We start from the raw sequence: 15,348 nt of genomic DNA on the forward strand, positions 1-15,348 counted from the left end.
GGCTGCGAGGTCCCGATCGCGCACGGCCGGGATCCGGACGCGGCCCCGCGTCATCGCCGACCGTGGTCCGGGTGGAAGTGCCCCGGAAACACCCGCGGGCCGCGGCGCCGGGACGGGACCCTCAGCCCGTCCGGCACCGCAGCCCGGAGTTGCTGGCCGACGGGTGTGCGGACCCGCGCGGCCGTTGGGAGGCACTGGCGCAGTCAGGGCAGAGAGCGCCGGGTGCCTCGGTCCACCCTCCTGTGCGGGGAGAGCGGAGGCTTTGTCACGTCATTGTGGATTAGACCATTCGCCTCTGTCCATCCACACGCACGGACAGAGTCATGGGGTCATCCTGCACCACGGAGCCCGGGTCCGTCCGGTTCACACCGAGGGTACGCTCACATCGTGCCCTCCATGAACGACCTCGTACGCCAGCACACCGCCCTCAGTGAATCCGACCTCGAGTGGCTTCATCTGCTGGTCTCGGAGTGGCAGCTGCTCTCCGACCTCTCCTTCGCCGATCTGGTGCTGTGGGTCCCGACCCTCGATGGCACGCGCTATGTCTCGGTCGCCCAGATGCGGCCCAACACCGGGCCCACCTCCTATCAGGACGACATGGTCGGCCATCTGGTTCCGCGCGGCCGCCGTCCGATGCTCGACGCGGCCCTCGACGAAGGCCGGATCGTTCGCGAGGGCGACCCCGAGTGGCGCGAGGAGGTGCCGGTCCGGGTGGAGTCCATCCCCGTCCGGCGCGAGGGGCGTGTCCTCGGCGTCATCGCCAGGAACACCAACCTCCTGACCGTCCGTACACCGAGCCGGCTCGAACTCACCTACCTCCAGTCCGCGTCGGACCTCGCCCAGATGATCGCCGCGGGCGCCTTCCCCTTCCCGGGACAGCAGGTCGACATGGACGCCTCTCCGCGTGCCGGTGACGGGCTGATCCGCCTCGACGCCGACGGCGTCGTACAGTACGCGTCCCCGAACGCCCTCTCCGCGTACCACCGCCTCGGTCTGGCCGCCGACCTCGTCGGACAGCACCTCGGCCAGATCACGGCCGAACTCGCACCGTCCCGGGGTCCGGTCGACGAGGCCCTCGTCAAACTCGCCAGCGGATACGCGCCCCGTGAGACCGAGGTCGAGGGCAACGGCGGCGTCATCCAGCTGCGCGCCATCCCGCTCAAGCCCAAGGGGCCGCGGATCGGGTCCCTGGTGCTGCTGCGCGACGTGACCGAACTGCGGCGCCGCGAGCGTGAGTTGATCACCAAGGACGCCACCATCCGGGAGATCCACCACCGGGTGAAGAACAACCTCCAGACGGTGGCCGCGCTGCTGCGGCTGCAGGCCCGCCGGATGGACTCCGTACAGGGCAGGGAGGCGCTCAACGAGGCGGTCCGCCGGGTCGGCTCCATCGCGATCGTGCACGAGACGCTGTCCCACAACCTCGACGAGCGTGTCGAGTTCGACGAGATCGCCGACCGTGTCCTCGCGATGGTCGCCGAGATCGCCCCGGGCAAGGTGGTGTGCCGTCGCAGCGGGCGCTGCGGAATCCTGGACGCCGAGGTGGCGACCCCGCTCTCCATGGTCCTCACCGAGGTGGTGCAGAACGCTCTCGAGCACGCGTTCGCCCCGGGGGAGCAGGGCACCGTCGATGTCACGGCGGTACGCGGCGGCCCGCGCGGCTCCGAGCGGCTGTTGATCACCGTGCAGGACGACGGCCGGGGACTGCCCGAGGGCTTCGATCCGCAGCGGGCAGGCAATCTCGGCCTGCAGATCGTGAGGACGCTCGTGGAAGGAGAGCTCGGCGGCACCTTCGACATGAAGCCGGCTGCGGGACGCGGTACACGGGTCGTCCTCGACATCCCCGTACAGAGCCAGAAGTAGCAGGCCGCGGAGCCGTGCACAGCAGCGAGCCCCGGACCACTGATGCGGTCCGGGGCTCGAACGCTGTGAATGCTGCGCGCTGCGGCTCGGGGGCGGTGATTGCGTACTCGCCGTACGCGCCGCCGGGCTCAGGCTCGTAGCGGTGGCGATCAGGCGCTGGCGTTGCGCGCCCGGTTACGAGCAGCGCGGCGCTTCATCGCGCGGCGCTCGTCCTCGCTGAGGCCACCCCAGACGCCGGAGTCCTGGCCGGACTCGAGCGCCCACTGCAGGCACTGCTCCATGACGGGGCAGCGGCGGCAGACGGCCTTGGCTTCCTCGATCTGCAGCAGCGCAGGACCGGTGTTGCCGATGGGGAAGAACAGCTCGGGGTCTTCCTCGCGGCAAACGGCGTTGTGACGCCAGTCCATGGCTGCTACCTCTCTTGGTATTACGTGCAGGTGCTTGTGAATGTGAACGCTTTCACGAATCCCCCCGCAAGGGAAGGGCCAACGCCCAGTTGAACCGGTTGCGGTCCTGAGATGAGGAGGGGTTCTGGCTCTCTGGGAGGCCGGTTCTGCGGGCCGTCCCGATCGCCACGTAGAGATTCGCAAACCTCGGCTGCGGATACAACCCCTTCCGGAAAGTTTTTTTTGATTCCTTGGTGTCGACTAGATCACAGCCGTACTTCCATGGGGTGGATCCGCGTCTAAACGTTCGAGTGGAAGGAGTTTGGGCCCTTCCACTCACACAATCACACGCAGTGCACGGCGAACGCCTGTGAACGTCACGCTCGTACGCAGCCCCAGATGGTCTCCGTCCAGCTGGAACGGGAGCGGAACCTTGGAATGCAAGGTGAAGTCCGTGAGGTCGTGAAGCGACACGACATGCTTGCCCTGCGGACCGCGCTCCGGGGTCGAAGTGAGCAGCTGGGCCGCCAAGCGCGTCAGCGCGGGCGCCGAGAGCCGCTGCATCGCCATGACGTCCAGAGCGCTGTCGAACGACGCGTCGGGGGCGGCGTACAGCGGACGATTGCCCAGGTAGGTCCAGGGAGACGTGTTGCAGACTATCGACAGCACCAGATCCCGCACCGGGTCCGCACCGGGACGCTCCAGCGTGATCGCGCCCCGCCTGCGGTGCGGGTCGCGCAGGAACTGGCGGGCCGCCTGGCGTATGTAGAGGGAGTGCGTCGACGTTCGGCCGCGCTCCCGCTGCTGCTCGACCCGGCCGACGACTCCCGCGTCGAAGCCGAATCCGGCGTTGAAGGTGAACCAGCGGGGCGGCGCCGCCTCGTCGTCCGTGTCCGGCGTCCCGGACGCCAGCCCGAGACTGACGGTCCGCTCGCTGCGCAGGCTCAGCGCGTCCAGGATGGCGCCGGTCGCCTCGACGGCGTCGTTGGGAAGGCCGAGCGCACGAGCGAACACATTGGTCGAGCCGCCGGGGACGACCGCGAGGCGGGGGAGCGCGTCGGGGTCGGGGCCGGCGTGCAGCAGCCCGTTGACGACCTCGTTGACGGTGCCGTCACCGCCGAGCGCGACGACCAGGTCGACGTCGTCGGACTCGGCCGCGCGCTTGCCGAGATCGCGGGCGTGGCCGCGGTACTCCGTCGTGACGGCATCCAGCTTCATCTCGCTGGCCAGGGCGTGGATCAGGACATCACGGGTGCGGGCACTGGTGGTGGTTGCTGCCGGGTTGACCACGAGGAGTGCGCGCATGGCGGCCAGCGTACCTACGAGTGGGTATCCGGCCCCAGCCCGGCCCCGGACGGCCGCCGGATACCCTGCAGGGGTGAGCAGTGCTGAGCAGACCCACGAGCCGGACGCAGACCCGGCTGCCGAGCCGGCGTCCGGATCGCGTCCGTCCCGACTGACCGCCGCGGCGGCCGTCTGCGGCCTGGAAGCCCTGGCGCTGATCGCGGGCGGGATCTACATGCTGGTGAGCGGCCTCACCGGAGCACCCGACAGCACCTCGCAGGCGGAGACGGGCGGCGCCACCCTGATCGCGCTCGGCATCATTCCGCTCCTGGCCGCGCGCGGCCTGCTGCTGCGCCGCAGCTGGAGCCGGGGCCCGGCGATCATCACCCAGCTGATGGCGCTCCCGGTCGCCTGGACCCTTCTGCGCTCCTCGGGGGCTCTGATCCCTGCGGGGATCGCCCTCGCGGTGATCTCGGTGACGGGGCTGGTGCTGCTGCTCAACCCGGCGACGACCCGCGCGCTGGGCATCCGCCGCTAGAGTCTTCGTTTGGATCAGGCGGGTCAGCCGGCCCTGTCCGGGCGCGCCCGGGCCGTCTCGAGGAGGCGGGCGCGCCGGCCCGCCGCCCCATCCGGCGCGGCAACGGCGTCCACCGCCCCCACCGCACCGCCGCGGGCGACCCGCGCCGGCTACTCCTCGACCAGCAGCTTCTCGCGGAGCTGCGCCAGCGTCCGCGCCAGCAGACGCGAGACGTGCATCTGGGAGATGCCGACCTCCTGCGCGATCTGCGACTGCGTCATGTTCCCGAAGAACCGCAGCAGCAGGATCCGCTTCTCCCGCGGCGGCAGGTCCTCCAGCAGCGGCTTGAGCGACTCCCGGTACTCGACGCCCTCCAGTGCCTCGTCCTCGGCGCCCAGCGTGTCCGCGACCGCCGGGGACTCGTCGTCCGTGTCGGGAACGTCCAGGGACAGCGTGGAGTAGGCGTTGGCCGACTCCAGACCCTCCAGAACCTCTTCCTCGGAGATCCCGAGCCGCTCGGCGAGCTCGTGCACGGTCGGTGAGCGGCCGTGCTGCTGGGACAGCTCAGCCGTCGCCGTCGTGAGGGCCAGCCGCAGCTCCTGGAGCCGTCGCGGCACCCGCACCGCCCAGCCCTTGTCGCGGAAGTGGCGCTTGATCTCGCCGACGACCGTGGGCGTCGCATACGTCGAGAACTCGACGCCCCGCTCCGGATCGAACCGGTCGACCGACTTGATCAGGCCGATCGTGGCGACCTGGGTCAGGTCGTCCAGCGGCTCGCCGCGGTTGCGGAACCGGCGGGCCAGATGCTCGACCAGCGGCAGGTGCATACGGACCAGCTGGTTGCGCAGCTCGGCCCGCTGGGGCGAACCCTCGGGAAGTGTGCGCAGCTCGACGAACATCGACCGCGCCTCGCTCCGGTCGTTCGGATCGACGCGCGCGTGATCCTTGGAGTGGTGCTCCTGCTGCTCGCTCATGTGGGCCGCCCTCCCCCAGTCCTTCGCCTGGGAGGTACCCCCAGCCTGCACCTGCTCCGCCGCGTGTGCCGGGGCCGACACGCCGTCACGTCCATCCACCGCCGGGTGCGGCCTGGCCTGCTGCTCCGGGATGCCCGCCGGTGCGTACCCCGGGTCGGCCGGGTCCGCATGCCGGTCGTGCGGCGCCTCGGGAAACCGCTCCTCGTCCCGCACCGGACCGTCCCCGTCCCTCACGCCGGCCCGGGTCCCGCGCCGCGCTGTTTGTACAGGCTGATGGCCACCGTGCGGTCCTCCGCCACGGAGGATTCGACCTTGCCCGCGAGTGCCGAGAGCACCGTCCAGGCGAAGGTGTCGCGCTCGGGTGCGCGGCCGTCGGTCGTCGGGGCCGAGACGGTGACTTCCAGGGAATCGTCGACAAGCCGGAAGACACAGCTGAGGACGGAGCCCGGTACTGCCTGCTGCAGCAGGATCGCGCAGGCTTCGTCGACCGCGATGCGCAGATCCTCGATCTCGTCGAGGGTGAAGTCCAAGCGCGCCGCGAGGCCGGCCGTGGCCGTACGCAGCACGGAAAGGTAGGCACCCGCAGCGGGCAGCCGGACTTCCACGAAGTCCTGAGTCCCGGGCTCGCCTGCGATCTGGGACACCCTCACCTCCAAGGTGGCACAAGGTCGATCGAGGCCCCGGGAGAACGGTCCCGGAGCCGCTTGCTGCGCGCCGGTGCGCAGTTGTCTGTCTGGACTGGCGACGCTATCGCGATCCATGGTGCCGTGTCGCCGGGACCCCTGCCCGACGCTGTCACTCATGGTAAGCCTATGGGTACGCACAGTGGCTAGAGGCGTGCGCCGCCCAATTGAGATATTCCGGCGGAGGGTTGACGTACCCAGACGTCACACGATCGAACCGTCCGGAAAGCACCACCGCCAGCTCTCTCCGGGCTCCAGAGTCCGCATCACCGGATGCCCCGCCTTCTCGGCGTGCCCGGAGGCGTGCCGGTGGGGCGAAGAGTCGCAGCAGCCCACGTGCCCGCAGGTCAGGCAGAGACGCAGCTGGATCGGATGTGTTCCGTCGATCAGACATTCCCGACAAGTATCGCTCAACTGTGCGGGCTCGGGGCGCGGCAGGTCGAGAACATGCGGGCACTCGCTCATGATTGCCAGATTACGACGAGCGGGACGGACGTGAGGTCGGGCCGAGATGGATGCTTTGCCTTTGGTGGCGCTGATCGCCGCCAGCGCGGTGATCGCCGCGACAGCCCGCCGGACACCGGTGCCGGCACCTCTGCTTCTGGTGGCCGTAGGGCTCGCCGCCTCGTATGTGCCCGGGGTGCCCTCGTACACGCTCGATCCCCATGTGGTGCTGCCGCTGGTGCTGCCCCCGCTGCTGCACACGGCCGCTCTGGACAGCTCGTATCTCGATCTGCGGGCCAACGTCCGGCCGATCGCCCTGCTGTCCGTCGGCTACGTGCTCTTCGCGACCCTTGTCGTCGGCTATCTCGTGTACCTCATGGTGCCCGCACTGCCACTGACCGCTGCGCTGGTACTGGGCGCCGTGGTGGCACCGCCGGACGCGGTGGCGGCCACCGCGATCGCACGCCGCCTCGGCCTGCCGCACCGCATCACCACCATCCTCCAGGGCGAGTCGCTGGTGAACGACGCGACCGCGATCACCGCCTACCGGGTGGCCCTGGCCGCCGCCGTGGGGGAGGGCGTGACCTGGGCGGGCACCATCGGCGAATTCCTGCTGGCGTCGGTCGGCGGTGTCGTCGTCGGGCTGATCCTCATGGTGCCGATCCACTGGCTGCGCACCCATCTGAAGGAAGCCCTGCTGCAGAACACCCTGTCCCTGCTCATCCCGTTCATCGCGTACGCGGCGGCCGAGCAGGTCCACGCCTCGGGTGTGCTGGCCGTCGTGGTCGTCGCCCTCTTCCTCGGGCACCGCGCCTGGCAGGTCGACTTCGCCACCCGGCTGCAGGAGGAGGCCGTGTGGAAGATGGTCGCCTTCCTCCTGGAGTCCTCCGTCTTCCTGCTGATCGGGCTGCAACTGCCGTACGTCGTCCAGGGGCTCGGCGCCTACGGCATGGCGGAGTCCTGCGCGTACGCCCTCCTGGTGTTCGTCGCGGTGGTCGTGGTCCGCTACGTCTGGGTCTTCCCCGCGACATTCCTGCCCAGGAAACTGTCGAGCCGGATCAGGGAGCGCGAACCGGGGGTGAACTGGAAGGCCCCCGTGGTCGTGGGCTGGGCCGGGATGCGCGGGGTCGTCTCGCTGGCGATCGCCTTCTCCATTCCGGCCGTCCTGGACGACGGGGAGCCCTTCCCGGCGCGCAATCTGGTGCTGTTCCTGACCTTCACCACCGTGATCGGGACGCTGGTCGTGCAGGGCCTGACCCTCCCACCGCTGATCCGCCTTCTGAAATTGCCCGGGCGTGACGCACAGGCCGAGACGCTCGCCGAGGCCCAGGCGCAGAGCGAGGCGTCCCGGAAGGCGGAGGCGCGCCTCGACGAACTGCTCGCCGACGAGCGCAACGCCCTGCCGGGACCGCTGGCCGACCGGCTGCGAGGGGTTCTGGAGCGCCGCAGGAATGCCGTGTGGGAGCGGCTGGGGGCGGGCAATCCGATCACGGGGGAGTCCGCCGACGACACCTACCGGCGGCTGGCGCGCGAGGTGATCGACGCGGAGCGGGAGGTCTTCGTGCAGTTGCGCGACGAGCGGCGGATCGACGACGAGATGATGCGGACGCTGCTGCGGCGGCTCGACCTCGAGGAGGCCGTCGCCTACCGGGAGGGCGCGGACTGAGTGCCGCGCGGCGCCTGCGGCTGCGTGTCGCGGCTCCCCGTGATCACGGCGGTCACGGTGGTCCCGGGTGCGAACGCACCCTCATCGGCGAGGGCGACGAGTCCGTACAGCAATTTGGCGACATACAGACGCTCGACGGGCAGTCCGTGCCGTTTTTCGAAGTCCTCTGCGAAGGCCTCGAGTTCCGGAGTGGTCCTGGCGTAGCCGCCGCAGTGGAAGCGCTCGTCCAGCCACCACTCGCCCACGGGGCCGCCGAACGCCTGCAACTGCAGGGCCCGTACGGCGTCGCCCAGGAAGCCGCCGCGCAGCACGGGGATGCCGAGCGCCCTGCTCCCGGCTTCACCGGGAGGCGCCTGCGGAGCGGGAGCGAGCCCGGCCGCCAGCCCGGCGAGCGTCCCGCCCGTCCCGCAGGCCACGGCGACCACGTCCGAGACGCCGCGCAGCTCACGTCCGAGCTCTCTGCAGCCCTGTGCGGCAAGGGCGTTGCTGCCCCCCTCGGGGACGACGTAGCAGCCCTCGCGCCCACCGCGCCCGAAGCGCTCGACCAGGGACGCCAGCACCTCGGGTTCGTCCTTGCACCGGTAGGTCCCGCGGTCGACGAAGTGCAGCCGCATGCCGTCCGCCGCACACCGGGCGAGCGAGGGATTGAGGGGTCGGGCGGCGAGTTCCTCGCCGCGGACGATCCCGACGGTGGGGAAGCCGAGCAGCCGTCCCGCGGCCGCGGTGGCGCGCAGATGGTTGGAGTACGCCCCGCCGAACGTCAGCACGGGCCGGCTGGCAGCGGTTGCCAGATTCGGTGCCAGCTTGCGCCACTTGTTGCCCGGAAGCGCCGGGTGGATCAGATCGTCGCGCTTGAGCAGCAGCCGTACGCCGTGCCGGGCGAAGCGCTCGTCCTCGACCGGCTCCAGAGGGGACGGGAGCCGGGGCTGCAGTATTCCGAGGTCGAACGCGTTCACCCGGCCATTGTCACGCCCGCGTACCCGCCCGCGTCGTCGACCGGCGCTTCCGGGCGGTGCTCACGTCAGCCGGTCCTGGATGCGAGCGCGCATGGACGCCATGGTGAAGCCCCGTGGATCGATCTTCCCCGGTTGCCACTCCAGATGGCCGATCACGGAGCGTGACGTCCAGCCGTGGCGCCGGCAGACCGCCGCCGCGGCCTTCTCGATGGCCTCCAGCTGCGCCCCGGGCCACGGGTCCGTGCCGTTGCCGAGGTTCTCGCACTCGAAGCCGTAGAAGTGTCTGTTTCCGTCGGTGTTCGCCTCGTTGTCCGGCGGCAGCCCGCGCTCGGCGATGACGGCGCGCAGGACGTCGTCGTCGCCGAGGCCGGCGTGGTTGGCGCGGCCGTAGCCGACCAGATGGACCTTGCCGTCCTTGGCGATGACGCCGTGGCAGAGCGGCCCGGGGAGCGAGGAGTAGCCGTCACGGCAGATGCGGACGGTGGCCGAGGTTCCCTTGGTGGCGGTGTGATGGATCATCACGCCGTGTACGGGGCCCCAGGGGCCCTTGTGGTTGCGGTTGTGGGTGCGCCAGTCGCCGACCTGGACGACCGTCAGCCCCTCGTCGAGCAGGGCGTCGAGGAAGCTGTTCGCGGACATGGGTGGGGCCATGACCGCCTCCTTTTCAACTTCGGCTGGGCGGGGGTGGGGAGGGGTGTCGTTGATGTGCCGTGGGGGAGCGGTGCCGGGCGGAACCTGTCACTCGTACCGCGCCTTCAACAACCTCTTACCCCAACACCGTTGACGCGCCGAAGCGTTCGCACGCCGCTCGAAGAGAACCGGACAGCCGCGGGACGGTCCGAGCCAGCGGGAAGCCGGGGTACCGAACCCGTCAGGCGCTCGCGGCCGCGGGATCCGCGGGCCGGGCTGAGCCGGGCGGGTGGAAAAGTGCGGCATGCCCCCGCTGGTGCGGGACTAGTCCCACTCATTTGTGTAATGGCGCGCCCACTTTCCGTGATGGAAGGCTTCTTCGCGCAGGTCAACCCATGATTGTGAGGACTCGCATGTCGGTTGGTTCGGTTGGTTCGGTTGGCGACGAGGTGCGCGAGGGAGGCCAGGACGCGGCACTGCCGCAGCAGAGTCTCGGTACGGCCGCCGCGCGAAACCTGGCGACCACCACCAAGTCGTCGCCCCAGATGCAGGAGATCACCTCCCGGTGGCTGCTGCGGATGCTGCCGTGGGTCGAGGTCCAGGGCGGCACGTACCGGGTGAACCGCCGTCTGAGCTATTCGGTGGGTGACGGGCGCGTCACCTTCGTCCAGACCGGGGGCCAGGTGCAGGTCATCCCCGCGGAGCTCGGAGAGCTGCCGTCGCTGCGCGGGTTCGCCGACGAGGCGGTGCTGGCCGAGCTGGCCCAGCGGTGCCGGCAGCGGGAGTTCGCCCCCGGCGAGGTGCTGGCCACCAAGGGGGAGGCCGCGGACCGGGTGTTCCTCATCGCGCACGGCCGGGTCGAGCAGATCGGCACCGGACCTTACGGCGACGAGGCGGTACTCGGCGTCCTCGCCGACGGCTCCTACCTCGGAGACCGGTCACTGATCGACGGCGACGCCGTCTGGGACGCCACGGCCCGCGCCGCCACCTCGTGCGTCGTCCTCCAGCTGACCCGTCAGGACGTGCTGACCCTCGCCGACCGGGCCGAGTCGCTCGCGGCCCATCTCGTGGCGACGCTGTCACTGCCCCACCAGCGGACCAACAAGTTCGGTGAGGCCGCCATCGACCTCTCCGCGGGCCATGTCGGCGAGGCGGTCGTCCCGCACACCTACGTCGACTACGAGGGGGCTCCCCGCGAGTACGAACTGAGCGTGGCCCAGACCGTGCTGAAGGTGCACAGCCGGGTGGCCGACCTCTACAACCAGCCGATGAACCAGACCGAGCAGCAGTTGAGGCTCACGGTCGAGGCGCTGCGCGAACGCCAGGAGGACGAGCTCGTCAACAACAAGGAGTTCGGCCTGCTGGCCAACTGCGACTACGGGCAGCGGCTTCAGCCGCACGACGGTGTGCCCGGCCCGGACGACATGGACGAGCTGCTGTCCCGCAGGCGCGGGTCCAAGCTCTTCCTCGCCCACCCGCGCGCCATCGCGGCGTTCGGACGTGAATGCAGCAGGCGGGGTATCTACCCCGACACCGTGGACATCGGAGGCCACCGCATCCCGGCCTGGCGTGGAGTGCCCATCTTCCCCTGCAACAAGATCCCCGTATCGGACGCCAGGACGACGTCCATCATCTGTATGCGTACGGGCGAGGACGACCAGGGTGTCGTCGGGCTGCGGCAGAGCGGCATCCCCGACGAGATCGAGCCGAGCCTTTCGGTCCGCTTCATGGGCATCGACGAGCAGGCGATCATCTCCTACCTCGTCACGGCCTACTACTCGGCGGCCGTGCTGGTGCCCGACGCCCTCGGTGTGCTGGAGAACGTCGAAGTGAGCCGCTGGCGCTGAGCGTTCGGCGTTGCCATCCCGGGGGCGGCGCCTGCGCCCGCCGCCCCCGCCCCACCCCCTGAGCAGAGGGAGACACCGTGACGATGACCAGTACGGACACCGCCACCGATGGCCACGAGGCCGCGGCACTCCTGGAGCGCACCCGGACCGCCGTCACGCCCCGGCTGCGGGACACGGTGGAGTCGCTGCCCGGATCCCTGAGGCGTATCGCGATGTACCACTTCGGCTGGGAGCACGCCGACGGCACCCCGGCCGCCGGCTCGGCGGGCAAGGCGATCCGGCCCGCCCTGGTGCTCGCCGCCGCCCGGGCACTCGGCGGGGATCCGCAGCACGTCGTGCGGGCGGCCGCGGCGGTCGAGCTCGCACACAACTTCACCCTGTTGCACGACGATGTGATCGACGAGGACCGGACCCGCAGACACCGGCCCACCGCCTGGACGGTGTTCGGCACACCCGACGCGATCATCGCGGGCGACGCCATGCTCAGCCTCGCACTGAGACTCCTCGCGGAGGACCGGCACCCGGCGGCTGCCGCGGCATCCGCCCGTCTCGCGGCCTGCGTCATCGAACTGTGCGCGGGACAGCAGGCCGACTGCGCCTTCGAGGAGCTCGAACCCCAGGAAGTGTCGCTCGAGGCATGCCTCGCCATGGCCACGGCGAAGACCGGGGCCCTGCTGGGATGTGCCTGCGCCCTCGGCGCGCTCTACGCCGGTGCGGGCGAGGAGGAGATCGCCGCGATGGATGCCTTCGGGCGGGAGGCAGGGCTGGCGTTCCAGCTCATCGACGATCTGATCGGGATCTGGGGCGACCCGGAGCGCACGGGCAAGCCCGCGGGTGCCGACCTCGCCGCGCACAAGAAATCGCTGCCGGTCGTCGCTGCCCTGAGTTCGGGTACCGCGGCGGGGAGGGAGCTGGCCGAGCTGTACAAGCGTCCCATGGACACGGAAGCCGTCCGTCGTGCGACGGACGCGGTGGACCAGGCGGGTGGCAGGGACTGGGCCCAGCTCGAGGCGGCGGACCGGATGGCTCGGGCGGTGCAGCAACTGTCCCGTGCCGTGCCTGATCTGGAGGCTGCCGGGGATCTGCTGTCCCTGGCGGAGTTCGTCACCCGCCGCACGCGCTGAGCAGGGGTTCGCCAAGACCCGGGCACGAGGCGGCCAGGTGCCCACCGGGCAGCGGTACCGTCCCGGGCCGGAGGCCGCACGGGACCGGTCGGCCGCGCAGCCGACCACGGGACTTCCCGCACCCGTTCCGGACGGTCGTGAACCGGCCATGTCCGCCGACACCGGCCCGACCCCAACTCTAGTATCGCAGCGATCAGTTGACGAGCTCGGAGAGGGACCCGGACATGGGCGTACGGATACGGCAGGCGGGGGTGAGCGATCGCGACACGGTGGTGCGGCTGCTCGACGAGGCTTTCATGCACGACCCGGTGAGCAGCTGGGTCTTCCCCGACGAGAACCACCGCCGCAAGGTGCACGGCACCTTCATGGGGCTCTTCCTCGACACCGCACTGTCCGAGGGATGGGTGGACATGACGGAGGACGGGTCGGCCGCGGCGCTCTGGCTCCATGTGCCCGCCGGGCCGCCGGACCCCGGGGACGACACACCCGCCCGGATGCGGGAGGCGGTGGACCCGGAGAACGCGCGTGCCGAACTCGTCGGGCGGCTGACCGCTGCGGCCCACCCGCACGACAGGGCTCATGATTATCTGCTGCTCATCGCCGTCACCCCGGAGCGGCAGGGCGAGGGGCTGGGCACCGCGCTGATCGCTCCGGTGCTGGAGCGCGGCGACCGCGGTGGGGTCCCCGCCTATCTGGAGGCCAGCAGCGCCCGCAGCAGCAGGCTCTACGAGCGGCTCGGCTTCCGCTTCACGGACCGCGAGGTCGAGCTGCCGGGCGGCCCGCACATGTGGCCCATGTGGCGCGAACCGGTGACCTGACGGGCGAGCGGATGACCGATCGCGGGCCCGGCACCGCAGGTCAACGCGCTGCTCGACAAGGCCGCCGGGCCCCTGATCAGGACGTATCCGCCGGTGTTCGGCGACGGTGGGGCTTGTACGGAGTTCCACCGGTCGGCGGTACGGGTGCGGCCGAGCGCTGTCCGTCCCGGGCATGCCGCCCTATCCTGGGACGCATGGGCAGTGAAGGACGTCGGACCGTCCGCCGCCCGCAGGGTGAGTACACGTGCCCGGCCTGCGGGCAGCCTGTCGGTACCGTCATCAAGCGGCGCAAGATCCTTGGGGCGTTCGTCCCCGAGTGGGTGCCGGGACCTTGTCACAACGCGGCCTGTGCCCTCGGCACCGAGCCGTCCGCGGCCGAAGACACCGCGGAAGTGACCCGCCGGCACGCCGGAGGCCCCGAGGAGGCCTGAGGGCGCGTGGTGTCGTCGGGCAGCGGACCAGGCTGCGGATTCTCTCCGTCTGCGCCTTCTATCCGCTTTCCGGGAGGCCCCATGGTGGGCCGTTCGGGCGTTCGATGCATTCGAAGGGGTGACCGCCTGTACGGCGGAGCCAGTCATACCGCTACAGTCCGCGCCATGTCATCGGAGTCGACGGACGTGTGGACCGGCTGGTACCGGGACCGCCGGGGTGCGGAGGCGATCGCGCTCGCGGTCGCCGCGAACGGGCGGGACGTGCACACCCGCATCAGGGGAACTGCTTACGAAGGTCCGGGCTTCACCGCACTGAGCGCGGCCGGCTCGGGCGAGGCACTCTCCGGCTGCGTACTGGAATGGGATCTCCCGCTGCCCGTCACCCTGGCCGGGGTGCGGCAGCAGGCCACGCTCAGCTGTCTGCTGACGCTCGGCGAGCGCGGTGCCGACGGGCGCCCCGACCGGGCGGACCTGAACCTGACCCTGCACTTCAGCGGTGCGGCGTACGAGTCCGGGATCGCCGGCGGGGACTTCGACGAGGCGCTCGGGCGTATCCGCCGCCAGCTGCCGCAGGGCGCGGACTTCGAACGGAAACTGCTCGAAAGCGCCTGAGCGGTTGAGCGGCTGAACACCCCAACCACTGAACACCCCAACCACTGAACACCCCAGCTGCCGAACATCCCAGCGCCTGAACATCCGAGCGCCTGGGCGCGCCTGAGTGGCACCGCCGGGACGGCCTACGGGCGGGACGAGGAGAGAACTCCCTGTCCCGCCCGCGCCCCGCGCTTCCCGGCAGGGGACACGTGCACCGGTCCGCCCGCGCATTGCCGTGCGGCCGGCCCGGTGTGCCGTGAAGACGCCCCGTGCCCGGGTGCGGCTACCCGGACACGGGACGTCGTCGAACGGGAGAGCCACGGGGGCTCGGCCAGGATGTCGCCCTGGCGCCCTACGAGACCTTCGCGAGGGCCCCGGCCAGGCCGAACGCCCAGAGCTGGTTCACCCGGGAGCGCTCGGACGCGTTGGGGTAGGCGTTCTGGCAGGACGTGCCGGGTCCTCCGCCTGACATCAGCTCGCTGCAGGGACCCGAGTAGTGGTCGGGCAGCCCGAGCACATGGCCGGTCTCATGGGCGGTGACACGGGTCGAGTTGTACTTCTGGTTCTGCCGGTAGTCGAGGAATATGTAGCCGCGACCGTGACCGTCGGTGCTGGCGTACGAACCGCGCGGGTCGTTGCCCTCGTAGTACCGGAAGTCGGGGTTGCTGCCCTCCTGCAGCCGCACATTGGAGACCGAGCCGTTCCAGATCCGTGTGCTGCTGGCTATCTGCGAGCGGAAGCTGGGGGCGCCGCTCGCGCTGTAGACGACGGTGACGGCCTGGGCGCCCGGGTTCTTGGCACGCTTCTCGGCGACCGACTTCACCACGGCGTCGAAGAAGGCCTTCGTCGCCTTCGCGTCCTGTGCGGAGCCTGCGTAGGCGACGGCCGGGGCGGCTTTGCCGGCCGTCGCGGAGGCAGGGCTCGCGGTGGCGGGGACCGCGGCGGTCAGGGCGGCGGCGAGGCCGAGACCGAGGGCTGCGGAGACTAAGGCCTTGGGGTGCCGTACGGGATGTCTCATGGGGGGTGCTCCTCGTCCGAGTGGGGATCGGTACGGGAGAGTGTCGGGGAGCCCGCGGCGGGGCGGATGATGCCAACCACCGATAGCACGACCGCATCACAACTCCGAGCAGC

Annotated in this window: 16 protein-coding genes; 8 read left to right on the forward strand and 8 right to left on the reverse strand. The window is 70.5% G+C overall.

Annotated features, from left to right (window positions below; genetic code table 11):
• The first annotated feature begins 387 nt into the window (after positions 1-387).
• A complete protein-coding gene (locus ACTWOL_RS24990; RefSeq protein ID WP_474299019.1) occupies positions 388-1,863 on the forward strand; it encodes a sensor histidine kinase in 1,476 nt (491 codons plus the stop codon).
• Between the two features lie 149 nt (positions 1,864-2,012).
• On the opposite strand, the gene ACTWOL_RS24995 is transcribed toward ACTWOL_RS24990, so the two are convergent.
• Entirely contained in the window at positions 2,013-2,270 is a 258-nt protein-coding gene (locus ACTWOL_RS24995) for a WhiB family transcriptional regulator (protein WP_003953983.1), read from the reverse strand.
• A gap of 315 nt (positions 2,271-2,585) precedes the next feature.
• Positions 2,586-3,554 carry a diacylglycerol/lipid kinase family protein gene (locus ACTWOL_RS25000; RefSeq protein ID WP_474299021.1) on the reverse strand — a complete coding sequence of 323 codons (969 nt, stop codon included), beginning with the start codon at positions 3,552-3,554 and terminating at the stop codon, positions 2,586-2,588.
• Between the two features lie 73 nt (positions 3,555-3,627).
• Here ACTWOL_RS25000 and ACTWOL_RS25005 point away from each other — a divergent pair, with 73 nt between their 5' ends.
• Positions 3,628-4,071 (forward strand): hypothetical protein, encoded by a 444-nt coding sequence (locus tag ACTWOL_RS25005; protein WP_474299022.1) that lies wholly within the window; start codon positions 3,628-3,630, stop codon positions 4,069-4,071.
• 149 nt (positions 4,072-4,220) lie between these two features.
• Here ACTWOL_RS25005 and ACTWOL_RS25010 read toward each other — a convergent pair whose 3' ends face one another.
• The 3 genes from ACTWOL_RS25010 to ACTWOL_RS25020 all read right to left on the reverse strand — a co-directional run bounded on the left by ACTWOL_RS25010 (position 4,221) and on the right by ACTWOL_RS25020 (position 6,172).
• Positions 4,221-5,258, reverse strand: coding sequence for an RNA polymerase sigma factor SigF (locus ACTWOL_RS25010; protein WP_474299023.1), 1,038 nt, complete (start codon positions 5,256-5,258; stop codon positions 4,221-4,223).
• Positions 5,255-5,668 (reverse strand): ATP-binding protein, encoded by a 414-nt coding sequence (locus ACTWOL_RS25015; protein ID WP_474299024.1) that lies wholly within the window; start codon positions 5,666-5,668, stop codon positions 5,255-5,257. Before ACTWOL_RS25015 ends, ACTWOL_RS25010 begins: the two co-directional genes overlap by 4 nt.
• 243 nt (positions 5,669-5,911) lie before the next feature.
• On the reverse strand, positions 5,912-6,172 hold the full coding sequence (locus ACTWOL_RS25020; protein WP_474299025.1) for a UBP-type zinc finger domain-containing protein: 261 nt from the start codon (positions 6,170-6,172) through the stop codon (positions 5,912-5,914).
• A gap of 46 nt (positions 6,173-6,218) precedes the next feature.
• Here ACTWOL_RS25020 and ACTWOL_RS25025 point away from each other — a divergent pair, with 46 nt between their 5' ends.
• Positions 6,219-7,817: a Na+/H+ antiporter gene (locus tag ACTWOL_RS25025; protein WP_474299026.1), complete on the forward strand. Its 1,599-nt coding sequence runs from the start codon at positions 6,219-6,221 to the stop codon at positions 7,815-7,817.
• On the opposite strand, the gene ACTWOL_RS25030 is transcribed toward ACTWOL_RS25025, so the two are convergent.
• Together ACTWOL_RS25030 and ACTWOL_RS25035 are read right to left on the reverse strand one after the other, a co-directional pair.
• A complete protein-coding gene (locus ACTWOL_RS25030; protein ID WP_474299027.1) occupies positions 7,796-8,773 on the reverse strand; it encodes a 1-aminocyclopropane-1-carboxylate deaminase/D-cysteine desulfhydrase in 978 nt (325 codons plus the stop codon). The two genes, ACTWOL_RS25025 and ACTWOL_RS25030, sit on opposite strands and share 22 nt — an antisense overlap.
• Positions 8,774-8,833: 60 nt before the next feature.
• Complete coding sequence (locus ACTWOL_RS25035) at positions 8,834-9,424, reverse strand: N-acetylmuramoyl-L-alanine amidase (protein ID WP_474299028.1); 591 nt, start codon at positions 9,422-9,424, stop codon at positions 8,834-8,836.
• 392 nt (positions 9,425-9,816) lie between these two features.
• Between ACTWOL_RS25035 and ACTWOL_RS25040 the strand changes: the two genes are divergently transcribed.
• From ACTWOL_RS25040 to ACTWOL_RS25060, 5 genes are all read left to right on the forward strand, one after another.
• Positions 9,817-11,250: a family 2B encapsulin nanocompartment shell protein gene (locus ACTWOL_RS25040; RefSeq protein WP_474299029.1), complete on the forward strand. Its 1,434-nt coding sequence runs from the start codon at positions 9,817-9,819 to the stop codon at positions 11,248-11,250.
• A gap of 83 nt (positions 11,251-11,333) precedes the next feature.
• Positions 11,334-12,374 carry a family 2 encapsulin nanocompartment cargo protein polyprenyl transferase gene (locus ACTWOL_RS25045; protein ID WP_474301253.1) on the forward strand — a complete coding sequence of 347 codons (1,041 nt, stop codon included), beginning with the start codon at positions 11,334-11,336 and terminating at the stop codon, positions 12,372-12,374.
• Positions 12,375-12,598: 224 nt separating this feature from the next.
• Positions 12,599-13,192, forward strand: coding sequence for a GNAT family N-acetyltransferase (locus ACTWOL_RS25050; RefSeq protein WP_474299030.1), 594 nt, complete (start codon positions 12,599-12,601; stop codon positions 13,190-13,192).
• A 194-nt stretch (positions 13,193-13,386) separates the two neighbouring features.
• Positions 13,387-13,623, forward strand: a complete 237-nt coding sequence (locus tag ACTWOL_RS25055) for a hypothetical protein (RefSeq protein ID WP_474299031.1) — start codon at positions 13,387-13,389, stop codon at positions 13,621-13,623.
• Positions 13,624-13,788: 165 nt separating this feature from the next.
• Positions 13,789-14,235, forward strand: coding sequence for a DUF6304 family protein (locus tag ACTWOL_RS25060; protein ID WP_474299032.1), 447 nt, complete (start codon positions 13,789-13,791; stop codon positions 14,233-14,235).
• Between the two features lie 334 nt (positions 14,236-14,569).
• On the opposite strand, the gene snpA is transcribed toward ACTWOL_RS25060, so the two are convergent.
• A complete protein-coding gene (gene snpA, locus ACTWOL_RS25065; protein WP_474299033.1) occupies positions 14,570-15,235 on the reverse strand; it encodes a snapalysin in 666 nt (221 codons plus the stop codon).
• Positions 15,236-15,348 lie beyond the last annotated feature (113 nt).

The organism is Micromonospora sp. IBHARD003, from assembly GCF_056106285.1.